This is a genomic window from Neisseria sp. GT4A_CT1 (assembly GCF_000227275.1).
GTDB lineage: Bacteria > Pseudomonadota > Gammaproteobacteria > Burkholderiales > Neisseriaceae > Neisseria.
This window is the reverse complement of record NZ_JH164964.1, coordinates 446111-457735: the sequence shown is the minus strand read 5'-3', so window position 1 is coordinate 457735 and position 11625 is coordinate 446111. Positions and strand designations below refer to the sequence as shown.

At 49.7% G+C, this 11625-nt stretch carries 11 protein-coding genes and 2 pseudogenes; 6 read left to right on the top strand and 7 right to left on the bottom strand.

Annotated features, from left to right (window positions below; translation table 11 throughout):
* The first annotated feature begins 45 nt into the window (after window positions 1–45).
* Together HMPREF1028_RS02075 and HMPREF1028_RS15290 are read left to right on the top strand one after the other, a co-directional pair.
* Window positions 46–1383: a sodium-dependent transporter gene (locus HMPREF1028_RS02075; RefSeq protein WP_036492995.1), complete on the top strand. Its 1338-nt coding sequence runs from the start codon at window positions 46–48 to the stop codon at window positions 1381–1383.
* A gap of 8 nt (window positions 1384–1391) precedes the next feature.
* Window positions 1392–1454 (top strand): annotated as a pseudogene (locus tag HMPREF1028_RS15290) (transposase); the annotation flags it as partial.
* 151 nt (window positions 1455–1605) lie between these two features.
* Here HMPREF1028_RS15290 and HMPREF1028_RS02070 read toward each other — a convergent pair.
* The 4 genes from HMPREF1028_RS02070 to hemN all read right to left on the bottom strand — a co-directional run bounded on the left by HMPREF1028_RS02070 (window position 1606) and on the right by hemN (window position 4426).
* Window positions 1606–1869 carry a DUF1289 domain-containing protein gene (locus tag HMPREF1028_RS02070; RefSeq protein WP_009311140.1) on the bottom strand — a complete coding sequence of 88 codons (264 nt, stop codon included), beginning with the start codon at window positions 1867–1869 and terminating at the stop codon, window positions 1606–1608.
* 132 nt (window positions 1870–2001) lie between these two features.
* The gene (locus HMPREF1028_RS02065; protein WP_009311139.1) at window positions 2002–2307 is read right to left on the bottom strand and encodes a hypothetical protein; all 306 of its coding nucleotides are present in this window, start codon (window positions 2305–2307) and stop codon (window positions 2002–2004) included.
* 235 nt (window positions 2308–2542) lie between these two features.
* Window positions 2543–2875 (bottom strand): hypothetical protein, encoded by a 333-nt coding sequence (locus HMPREF1028_RS02060; protein ID WP_003761972.1) that lies wholly within the window; start codon window positions 2873–2875, stop codon window positions 2543–2545.
* A 129-nt stretch (window positions 2876–3004) separates the two neighbouring features.
* Window positions 3005–4426 (bottom strand): oxygen-independent coproporphyrinogen III oxidase, encoded by a 1422-nt coding sequence (gene hemN, locus HMPREF1028_RS02055; protein WP_009311138.1) that lies wholly within the window; start codon window positions 4424–4426, stop codon window positions 3005–3007.
* Between the two features lie 143 nt (window positions 4427–4569).
* On the opposite strand from hemN, the gene fnr reads away from it, so the two are divergent.
* The 4 genes and pseudogenes from fnr to HMPREF1028_RS15285 form a co-directional block, all read left to right on the top strand.
* Window positions 4570–5304: a fumarate/nitrate reduction transcriptional regulator Fnr gene (fnr, locus tag HMPREF1028_RS02050; RefSeq protein WP_009311137.1), complete on the top strand. Its 735-nt coding sequence runs from the start codon at window positions 4570–4572 to the stop codon at window positions 5302–5304.
* 79 nt (window positions 5305–5383) lie between these two features.
* Window positions 5384–6457, top strand: coding sequence for an MBL fold metallo-hydrolase (locus tag HMPREF1028_RS02045; RefSeq protein WP_009311136.1), 1074 nt, complete (start codon window positions 5384–5386; stop codon window positions 6455–6457).
* 542 nt (window positions 6458–6999) lie between these two features.
* Window positions 7000–8592 carry an L-lactate permease gene (locus HMPREF1028_RS02040; protein WP_009311135.1) on the top strand — a complete coding sequence of 531 codons (1593 nt, stop codon included), beginning with the start codon at window positions 7000–7002 and terminating at the stop codon, window positions 8590–8592.
* Between the two features lie 93 nt (window positions 8593–8685).
* Window positions 8686–8748: pseudogene (locus HMPREF1028_RS15285) on the top strand (transposase); the annotation flags it as partial.
* 170 nt (window positions 8749–8918) lie between these two features.
* Here the strand turns inward: HMPREF1028_RS15285 and HMPREF1028_RS02035 are convergent.
* The 3 genes from HMPREF1028_RS02035 to HMPREF1028_RS02025 all read right to left on the bottom strand — a co-directional run bounded on the left by HMPREF1028_RS02035 (window position 8919) and on the right by HMPREF1028_RS02025 (window position 11537).
* Window positions 8919–9572 carry an isochorismatase family protein gene (locus tag HMPREF1028_RS02035; protein WP_009311134.1) on the bottom strand — a complete coding sequence of 218 codons (654 nt, stop codon included), beginning with the start codon at window positions 9570–9572 and terminating at the stop codon, window positions 8919–8921.
* A gap of 539 nt (window positions 9573–10111) precedes the next feature.
* Entirely contained in the window at window positions 10112–10705 is a 594-nt protein-coding gene (locus HMPREF1028_RS02030) for a glutathione S-transferase family protein (protein ID WP_009311133.1), read from the bottom strand.
* A gap of 118 nt (window positions 10706–10823) precedes the next feature.
* Window positions 10824–11537 carry a YafY family protein gene (locus tag HMPREF1028_RS02025; RefSeq protein WP_009311132.1) on the bottom strand — a complete coding sequence of 238 codons (714 nt, stop codon included), beginning with the start codon at window positions 11535–11537 and terminating at the stop codon, window positions 10824–10826.
* Window positions 11538–11625: the final 88 nt, after the last annotated feature.

Sequence of the window (11625 nt, the reverse complement as noted above, 5' to 3'; positions counted from 1 at the left end):
GCTTTGTTACAATTCAGCCAATTTTATTTCTCAACATATCCCGCTATGAGTCATTCATCCTCTTGGTCTTCCAAAATCGGTTTCGTCCTTGCCGCGGCAGGCTCTGCCATCGGTTTGGGTGCGATTTGGAAATTCCCTTATACCGCCGGTACGAACGGCGGGGCAATTTTTGTCCTTCTGTTTGTCATCTTCACGATTATCGTGGCGTTGCCGGTACAGCTTGCCGAGTTTTATATCGGGCGCACAGGCGGTAAAAACGCCATCGATTCGTTCAAAACCCTGCGTCCCGGCTCGCTTTGGCCTTGGGTCGGCAGGATCGGTGTGGCTGCGTGCTTCATTTTATTGTCGTTTTACAGCGTAGTCGGCGGCTGGGTTTTGAATTATGTCGTACACAGCTTCACCGGCGAAATTGCCCCGAACGTTGATTTTGGCGCCCTATTCGAAAAAACAATTTCCAATCCGACAAGTTCGATTCTTTATCAAGGGCTGTTCATGCTGATTACCATTTGGGTAGTCAAAGGCGGAATCTCTGACGGCATTGAAAAAGCAAACCGCTATCTGATGCCTGCTTTGTTTATTTTGTTTATCGTTTTGGCAATCCGCTCGCTGACCTTGCCCGGCGCAATGGAAGGCGTCAGTTTTTTATTGAAACCGGATTGGTCGAAAATCAAATCGGAAACGATGCTGACCGCGCTGGGTCAGGCTTTCTTTGCGTTGAGTATCGGTGTATCGGCAATGATCACCTACGCATCGTATTTGGGTAAAGATCAGGATATGTTCCGCTCGGGCAATATCATTATGTGGATGAACCTGTTGGTATCGCTGCTGGCAGGCCTGGTCATCTTTCCGGCGGTATTCGCATTGGGCGCCACGCCCAGCCAAGGTCCCGGTCTGATTTTCGTGGTCTTGCCTGCCGTATTCATGAAAATTCCGTCCGGCAACTATCTGTTTGCCGTGTTCATGATGTTGGTTGTCTTTGCCACGCTGACTTCAGCGTTTTCCATGCTGGAAACCGTCATTGCGGCAACCATCCGCCAAGATGAACGCAAACGCAGCCGGCACACTTGGGCCATCGGCATTGCCATCTTTATTGTCGGCATCCCTTCTGCCCTATCCTTCGGCGTATGGAGCGATGTGCTTATTTTCAATAAATCTATTTTTGATTTATGGGACTACATTATTACTGCCATCATTATGCCGCTATGCGCATTAAGCATCTCTATCTTTACCGGCTGGATTCAAGACAGGCAATCCGTTTTGACCCATGCCGGCATGGGCAGTACCGTACCGAAAACGCTTCTATATCTATGGCTGGGCGCGTTGCGCTACATCGCTCCGATTGCCATTATCGTGGTCTTCATCAATTCTCTTCAAATCATTTGATTTGCCACTATAGTGGATTAAATTTAAATCAGGACAAGGCGACGAAGCCGCAGACAGTACAGATAGTACGGAACCGATTCACTTGGTGCTTCAGCACCTTAGAGAACCGTTCTCTTTGAGCTAAGACGAAGCAACGCCGTACTGGTTTAAAGTTAATCCACTATATTTTCGACAAATAAAAAAGGACGGAATGCAAACCCGTCCTTTTTATGTTTCATCACCTTATCCCTCATCCTCAAACAAAAACCCGCTTTGCGCCTCCACACCGACTTCTGGCGCTGCCATGGCATCGAGCTGGCGGTTGCGGATTTTGGTTTTCCTCATACCGAGAAGACGCATGACCTGATGCTTTTGATCATCGGTCATTTTTTGCCAATAAAGCCTTTCTTCACGGCTGCGCAGACAGCCTTTGCAATAGCCTTTGGCATTGGCTTCACAGACGCCGATACAGGGGCTGGGGATGGGAAAAAAATCAGGTTGTTCCATATTTTTAAAGCGTTTGAGACAAAAGACCGGACAAACCAAAATTGCAGACTGCTTTCGCTTCCGTCTGAACACGATCAGTGCATCCGGCAGGATTCCTACCAATATCCAAGTGAGTTGGTCATTTCAATAAGTTTATATCTGCCACCCTAGGCATAAAAACCCTAAGAGAAACCATAAATATATCGCAGAAGAAATCAGCATCTTCCCTATCCTCAGATTTTTCCAATACAACCCAAGTGAAAGCACCGCAAAAATCAAAGGAAGTCCAATATAAATATAATATTTCAGCCGACCTAATTCACTGAATACGTTTATAGCAGAGTAGAGACCGACAAATCCACCTAACCAAAAAATAATTATTGTCGGACCTAAGAGACCGGCCGTTATTAAATGAGGGAAGAGTAAGATTTTTATCCATTCTTTATGTTTAATGTTCATTTTATATCCTGATACTGCGATGGTATCGTGTCGCTTCAAATAGAGGGGGAGCCATGTTTTATAGTGGATTAAAATTGCAATGATACGGCGTTGCCAACGCCCTTATGTACTACCCGTACACGGCGGGCGTTGCCGCCTTGTCTCATTTTTATTTTAATCCACTATACTAAATAACTAAAATTCCTCTATATTTTGATTTTCAGACGACCTATGCCCTACCCCAACCGTCTGGATTTTATGACTCAAGCAGTTTACGCAAAGACTGATTGTTGTATTTGATATCGGCAATCATTCGGTCGTATTGGTGCATTCTACGGAGCGAGCGGGTAATCAGATAAACCGAGAAAACAATCAAGCTGATGTTCATCAGGCTGACCAACGCAAGCAAAGGCCAGACATCGACAACTTCATACCATTTCGATGTCGCAATCAGCGCGCTGAAAATAGACAACGGCAGCGCAAAAACAGCAATACCCGTGCGCATGACAGCAAGCGCCGTGCGTTTTTCAGCAAGGAGAAGCTGCACTTGATTGATGCTGAGGATATCGTTTTGCTGTTCGGTAATCATAGGGCGCATCTAGAACAAATTGACTTGAATCACGGCAAACCGGCAAATATGGTTTGATGTTACCCGAAAGTCTTGAAAATAAAAACAAAGGTCGTCTGAAAATTTTCAGACGACCTTTGTTATTCCTCTTTACACCGTTTGCGAATATTGGGCTTTGGTTTCCCTATGACGCAGGTGGTAGTCGAACACCATGGCGATGTTGCGTATCAGGAAGCGGCCTTTGGGGGTAACGGTCATCCCGTGCGGTTTCAGGCGGACGAGTCCGAGGGAGGCGAGTTGTTCCAAGTCGGCAAGTTCGTCTTTGAAATAGCGGTCGAACGGGATACCGAACACGCTTTCGTAGATTCGGTAATCCAAGGCGAAGCGGCACATCAAATCTTGGATGATATTGCGGCGCAAAAGGTCGTCCTGATTGAGCTGGTAGCCGCGCATGATGGGCAGGTGTCCGGCATCGAGGGCAGCATAGTAGGCATCGATGTCGCGTTCGTTTTGGGAGTAGGTGCTGCCGATCTTGCCGATGGAGGATACGCCGATGGCAACCAAATCGCAGTCCGCGTAGGTCGAGTAGCCTTGGAAGTTGCGCTGGAGGAAGCCTTCTTTGAGGGCGATGGAAAGTTCGTCATCGGGTTTGGCGAAATGGTCCATACCGATGAAGACGTAACCGCGTTCGGTCAGGGTTTGAACGCAGTATTGCAGCATATCGAGTTTTTCTTCGCTGCCGGGAACGGCTTCGGTATCGATGCGGCGTTGCGGCTTGAAGATATGCGGCAGGTGGGCGTAGTGATAAAGGGCAAGGCGGTCGGGATCGAGCGACAAGACAGTGTCGATGGTGGTTTTAATGCTTTCGGCGGTTTGGTGCGGCAGACCGTAAATCAAATCGACGCTGACGGATTTGAATCCGGCTTCGCGGGCGGCATCGATGACTTCTTTGGTTTCGTCGTAGCTTTGGATGCGGTTGACTGCTGCCTGCACTTTGGGGTCAAAGTCCTGAATACCGACGCTCATGCGGTTGAAGCCGAGCTTGCCGAGCATGAGGACGGTTTCGCGGCTGACTTTGCGCGGGTCGATTTCGATGGAGTATTCGCCGCCGGGGATAAGTTGGAAATGTTTGCGTATCATGCGGAATACGCGTTCGATTTGGTCGTCGCTCAGAAAGGTCGGCGTACCGCCGCCGAAGTGCAGTTGCGCGAGCTGATGCCGTCCGCCCAGATGCGGGGCGAGCAGCTCCATTTCTTTTTCAAGGTATTCGATGTAGGCATCGGCGCGGCTTTTGTCTTTGGTGATGATTTTATTGCAGCCGCAGTAGTAACAAATGGTGTTGCAGAAGGGGATGTGGATATAAAGCGAAAGGGGCTTGTTCAAAGCCCCCATACCGCGCTGATTCAAGGCATTGATATATTCGGCTTCGCGAAATCCGTCATGGAATCGGTCGGCTGTCGGGTAGGAAGTGTAGCGCGGACCGCTGGAAGGAAGGCTGGCGATGAGTTCGCGGTCGAACTCAGGCTTGTCATTGTTTCTATTGTGATTATTTTGTATCGGTATTACTTTCATGGCGTGTGCGTGATTAGAGTAATGATGTTAGGCAATTTTCGGATAGTTTGGTAGAATGCCACAGTATGATAAACCTGTCTTGATATGTGTCAATAACTTACGTAATCATGACAGGATAAAAACCTTAATTTTAAGGGTGTTTTATGACCACACACAATGCTATGCATCAGATGAAAACCCTGTGTTCTTCCTGTTCGCTGCGTGAACTCTGCCTGCCTGTCGGGCTTTTGCCCAATGAGTTTGCACAATTGGACGCGGTCATCCGACAGAGCCGCCGCTTGAAGAAGGGTGAATATCTGTTCCGCACCGGTGAGCCTTTCGCGTCGCTGTTTGCCATCCGTGCCGGTTTTTTCAAAACCACGGTTGCCAGCCAGGACGGTCGCGATCAGGTTACCGGCTTTTTTATGTCCGGCGAACTCATCGGCATGGACGGCATTTGCTCCCATGTCCACAGCTGCGACGCGGTGGCTTTGGAAGACAGCGAAGTGTGTGAGCTGCCCTTCACCCACATCGAAGAGCTGGGACACAACATCCCCAGCCTGAGAAGTCATTTTTTCAGATTGATGAGCCGCGAAATCGTGCGCGACCAAGGCGTGATGCTGCTTTTAGGCAATATGCGCGCCGAAGAACGTCTGGCGGCGTTTTTGCTTAACCTGTCCCAACGCCTTTACTCGCGCGGATTTGCCGCCAACGATTTCATTCTGCGGATGTCGCGCGAAGAAATCGGCAGCTATTTGGGGCTGAAACTCGAAACCGTCAGCCGCACGCTCTCCAAATTCCACCACGAAGGCTTAATTTCGGTCGAACACAAACACATCAAAATCCTCGACTCGCAAGCCCTCAAAAAAATGGTGTCCGGCTGTTCGCACGCCATCTGATGGATACCGAGACTATTTTCAAACAGAATCCAAGGTCGTCTGAAAAATTTTCAGACGACCTTCTTCATAAAAACCAATTATGAAACACAAGAAAAAACTCATTACCTTGACCGCTGCCTGCGCCCTGCTCACCTACTGGCTCTATCCCGACCAACATCCCGTTTACCCCGCAAGCGACCATTACGACCCGAAAACGCAAACCTTCTTCAACCCCGAACCGCAGCAGAAACCGACCGGCCTGACCGGCGCATTTTGGAAGATCCTGACCGACCCGCAGGCAACGCGCCCGCCCAAACCTCTGCCTACCGTCAAGCCCGATTGGCAAACCTTCCTCGCCGCACCCGAAGGGAAAAGCCGCTTCGTCTGGTTCGGACATTCCACCCTATTGATGCGGATCGGCGGGCAAACCGTCATTACCGATCCCGTTTTCGGCAATTCCGTCTCCCCCATCCCCATCACCATGAAACGCTTCCAGCCTGCGCCCGCAGAAATCGACGAACTGCCGCCTGTCGATGTCATCCTGATTTCACACAGCCACTATGATCACCTCGAAAAAGACAGCGTGCAGGCACTCAATTCAAAAGGTAGCAGCCACTTTGTCGTCTCACTCGGTATGGGCGTACTGCTGAAAAAATGGGGCGTGCCGCAAGAGCGCATTACCGAACTCGATTGGTGGCAAAGTACCGAACGCAACGGCATCCGCTACACCGCACTACCTGCCCGTCACGATTCATCCCGAACCCTGACCGACCACAACCAAGCCCTGTGGTCCAGCTTCGTCATCGAACACGGCGGCGAAAAATTCTATTTTCACGGCGACTCGGCACAAGGCAGCCATTTCGACAAAATCGCCGAAAAATTCAACGGGTTCGACATCGCATTCATCGAAAACGGGCAATACAGCGAACATTGGCCCAACAATCACCTCTTCCCCGAACAAACCGCCCGCTATGCCGCGCAGCTTGCCCCCAAACGCTTCATGCCCATCCACTGGGGCGCCTACGCCATGGCACTGCACGCTTGGAACGAACCCCTGCTTCAAAGCATCCCGCTGGCACGCAGCTTGGGTGTCAATCCGTTGACTCCGCTAATGGGACAAGTCTTTGATGCCAATACCGCCACGCAAGACTGGTTTGCCGAACCTTTACAATAAAGCTGCCTAAAGGTCGTCTGAAAACAAATACAGCAAGTTCCATCAAGTCATAAATATAGTGGATTAACTTTAAACCAGTACGGCGTTGCCTCGCCTTAGCTCAAAGAGAACGATTCTCTAAGGTGCTGAAGCACCAAGTGAATCGGTTCCGTACTATCTGTACTGTCTGCGGCTTCGTCGCCTTGTCCTGATTTAAAGTTAATCCACTATACCGACGAAGCAGAAGCTGTTTTCAGACGACCTTTTTTGAATTTACCTGTTGCAGCATTTCCAACATTTCTCTCCTTCTCCCGCTTATCCGTTTTGCAATATTCTGATAATAAAAAACTAATTTCCCCTCAGCCGAAAACCTTATTTTGCAACGCGCGGTTCGCGTATAAATCACTTGACCGATTACATCGTATTACGTAAAGTATGCGGCATTCTTTTGAATTGGTATTACCAATTTATTTGGTAATTACTCTCAGATTAAGGTTCGGTATCTCTCCCGCATCCGACATCATGATAAAAATTGATAAACAACGCCGATTTAAGGATTCACCATGGCACTATTCCTCAGCATTTTTCCCATCATCCTGCTGATTTGGCTGATGGTTAAGAAAAACAGTATGCCTTCCTATATTGCGCTGCCGATTACCGCCGCGCTGATTTACGCCATCAAGCTGTTTTATTTCAAAGACGACGCTATGCTGCTCAACGCAACCGCAGCGTCCGGCCTGGTTTCCACACTGACGCCAATTACCGTGATTTTCGGTGCGATCATGTTCAACCGTATGATGGAAACCACCGGCTGTATCGACATTATCCGCAAATGGCTGGCGACCATCAGCCCGAATCCTGTGGCGCAGCTGATGATTATCGGCTGGTCGTTCGCCTTTATGATTGAGGGTGCATCCGGCTTCGGTACACCTGCTGCGATTGCCGCCCCGATTCTGATGAGTCTGGGTTTCAACCCGTTGAAAGTGGCGATTTTTACGCTGGTTATGAATTCCGTGCCGGTATCTTTCGGCGCGGTCGGTACGCCGACTTGGTTCGGTTTTGCACCATTAAACCTGAGTGCCGAAAATATCCTTGCCATCGGCAGACAAACCGGCGTGATGCACTTCTTCGCAGGCTTCGTCATTCCCGTCATCGGCTTGAGCTTCATCGTGCCTTGGTCTGAAATCCGTAAAAACTTAGGCTTCATCGGTATCGCCGTTTTCTCTTGTACCATTCCTTATGTCGCCTTGGCGATGGTTAACGAAGAATTCCCATCACTCGTTGCCGGCGCAATCGGTCTGATGGTGTCTGTATTCGCCGCCAACCATGGCTGGGGTTTGAGCAAAGACCATCCGAAAGACCCGAATGCCGAAAAAGTACCTTTCGCCCAAGTCGCCAAAGCACTTGCCCCCCTGGGTATGCTTATCGGTATGCTGGTCGTTACCCGTATCAAACAGCTCGGCATCAAAGGCCTGCTGACCAGCAAAGAAGAATGGTTCAGCTTCCAACTGCCGTTTGATTTGAGCAAAATCACCGTCAGCGACTCTTTGACCATTACCTTCGGCAACATTTTCGGACAAGGCGTCAACGCGTCCTACCAAACCCTCTACGTTCCCGCATGGATTCCGTTTGTCTTTACCGTTTGGATTTGTATCCTGCTTTATAAAACCAAATTCAAAGACGCCTGGGCTTTCTACGCTGCAACGTTCAACCAAACCAAAAAACCGCTGCTTGCCTTGATGGGCGCGCTGATTATGGTTCAACTGATGATGGTTGGCGGCGACGACTCCATGGTGAAAATCATCGGTAAAGAGTTTGCCGCGATGGCAGGCGAACACTGGGTTTACTTCTCCCCTTACCTTGGCGCTATCGGTGCATTCTTCTCCGGTTCGAACACCGTATCCAACCTGACATTCGGCCCGATTCAGCAACAAATCGCTATTGATACCGGTCTGTCCGTTACCCTCATCCTCGCCCTGCAATCCGTCGGCGGCGCAATGGGCAACATGGTCTGCATCAACAACATCATCGCCGTATGTACCGTACTGGACGTGAAAAACGCCGAAGGTGCGATTATCAAGAAAACCGTCATTCCCATGGCAATTTACGGTGTGATTGCTGTCGCCATAGCAATTATTTTCTTCCCTCTAAGGTAAGAACCTTGTAACGCAAAAGGTCGTCTGAAAAATGTTCAGACGACCTTTTTTATGAAGCAAACAGTTAGTCAATACTCCCCTTCCCTACCATCATATAGTGGATTAACTTTAAATCAGGACAAGGCGACGAAGCCGCAGACAGTACAGATAGTACGGAACCGATTCACTTGGTGCTTCAGCACCTTAGAGAATCGTTCTCTTTGAGCTAAGGCGAGGCAACGCCGTAATGGTTTAAAGTTAATCCACTATAAAAAAAGCAGATAAAAAAACGGGCCGCCAAACGGCGACCCTAAGAAACTCTTGCAGCTGGGAGTAATAGCAAGAGATTACGACACTTTAACCTGGTTTATGCCGGAGAAACGACGCATCAGCTCTGGAATGGCTTCGGCATTTGAAGCAACAGTGATGCCCATTTTCCGCATTTGGTAGATAGTCTCGATGGTGCTTTCAGGCGCATAGCCGTGGCAGGCACCGAGATTGACAATAATATGAAGATTATCGCTGTACCAAGACAATTGCTTGGCCGTATTGGCGACAGTTTCTTCGATGGCCAATCCGCCAATAATGACAGTATCGGCTTTTTGTTCGTGCAGCCATTCCAACAGGCCTGTGCTGTTTGCCTCATTGGCTTCATGAAAACAAGCACCGTGAACATGTTTACCGCTTAATTCGAGCGCATGATCGTAATCTGCCGGAGAGGGCAAGCCTTGGAGCAAATGCGTTCCGCGACAACCTCCGGCGCATTGGCTGAAAAAACCGGACGGTCGACCAAACATGACACCGTTGCGATTGACGACGGTCGCACAAATGCTCTCCGGATCAATGCTCACATTCTCAATTAAAACCCTTTTATCTGCCAACGCTGCCTGGCGGTTAAGTTCATTAACCATATTTTCCGGACGCAACAAAAAATGGGTTGCATTAGCAGCCATACAGGTAAAGCGAAATTGCGGTTGGATGTCGATTGCAACGGTAGTCATAGGATATGGCTCTCTATATTTAATTCTGCAAACAGAATCAGGATTGCTCCGTTCAATCACTGACCAGACAAATGGTTTAATTTAACGATAATCGGTGTATTTATGATGAACGGTATAATATCAGGATAATCGTTGTATAGCTAGTAAATATTTTAAGATTTGTAACAATACTCGCAGTAAATATAATTTTTGTTGTATTTAAGGTTAACACTCTAATCAATTATCATTTTTAAGCGATTATTTTTATTCATTAATTTTTTATTAATTCCATGATTCCCCTGTATTTTCAAAATATGGGACACCATGAATAAAACTGTTGTTTAAAAGAAAAATATGCCTCTAGAAAGCGAAAAATTGTTGGCAATATCCCTATCGCAAGCTGATTTTTCTCCCCAATGGTAAAAATAAACGGTACAAAAACCTTGCCATACCAACCGCCACAGCCCCAAACAAATAAAACGTGCAACACAGTCCCTAGGAATTTCTAACAAAAAAAGGCTACCTGAAGATTCAGGTAGCCTTTTTTTTTGCGCAGCACCTTATTTCAACGTCGCCTTCGCCGCTTCCCGTTGCAAATGCCGCTGCATATAGCCGGCAAACGGTTCAGCGTTCGGCAGCACTTGGGCGCGGAACATGCCCCAGCTCAAGAGAGCGGTCAAGTATATATCGAGTGCGCTAAAATATTGTCCCACGGCGTATTCGCGGCCGTCGGACAGCAGGGTTTGCAGGGTATGCAGCGCGGTATCGAAATCGCCGTAGCCGAGGGAACGGCGCCATTCCTCGCTCTGCGGCACCTGACGCCAGCGGTCGAGAATAGCGTATTCGAGCTGAGAACCAAACGACAGCCAGCGGTAGTATTGCCCGCGCTCCGGAGTACCCGCAGCCGGGATCAGCCGTTTTTCGGGGAAAAGCTCGGCCAGATAGGTGAGAATGGCGGGCAATTCGGTAATCACTTGCCCAGCATGTTTGATAGCAGGTACTTTGCCCATCGGGTTGATGGCTAGATAGTCCGCCTCTTTGAGCTGCGGGTAATCCAGCACTACGTTGTCGTAATCCGCGCCGCATTCGGTCAGCATCCAGCGTACATTGGTGCCGCGTGAAGGATTTGCAGTATAGAGGGTGATTTTGCTCATGATGTTTCCTTGTCCAATTGTGGGTGAGGTGTTTGCAGGCTGTCTAAAACCCAGTCAGGATACCTCATGGCTGTGTCAGTTTCTGTCAGCAGCATGGTCTTGGTCAAACCGCATCGCACTAGCGGCTCAAATCAAACGCGCTCAAATCCAGCCCTTCATGCTGCCGCCAGCGTTGCAGCAGCAGGCGGTGCGGCATGGGATAGGCTGCGCCGGTTTGAATTTGCGCGATGCGGTCGCAACGAAAATGGCGGAATGCCTGCCGCAAGGTGCACCAAGCCGCCAGAAGCCGCACGTTGTCCCAATAGCCCAACGCCACCGGCCACACCGTGCGTCGGCTGGCCTGCCCTTGCACATCGGTGTAGCTGAAACTGAGTGTCTGCTCCTGCCGCAAAGCCTGCCGCACCTGCGCCAGAACGTGTTCTTCGTCGTGTCCGAACGTCGTCGCGCAGTTAATCGGATACACCGCATGGGCTTCTGCCTGCTCCGCCAAGCGCGCGGGCAGCACTGCGTGCACTTTACCCAACACCGAGCGTGCCGCCTCCGCCATTTCGCCATCAGCATGAGCCGCCGCCCAGCGCATGCCTAGCATCAGTGCTTCGAGCTCGTTTTCGCTGAACATCAGCGGCGGCAGGTTGCAATCCTGCTGCAACACAAAGCCCACGCCCGCTTCCCCGTTTATCACCGCGCCCTGATGGCGCAGCGTGTCGATGTCGCGGTATACCGAGCGCACGCTGATGCACAGCTCCTGCGCCAGCAGCCGCGCGCTTTTCGGATGGCGGCTGGTGCGCAAAAGCTGCAAGAGTTTGAGCAGGCGATCAGTACGGTTGGGCATGGTGGCTCTCCTTGATTTCCTGTGAGGAAGGGGGCAGTTTGTTTGATTTCTGAAATATGCGGATAACCGGGCAGCCTGATTGCCTACG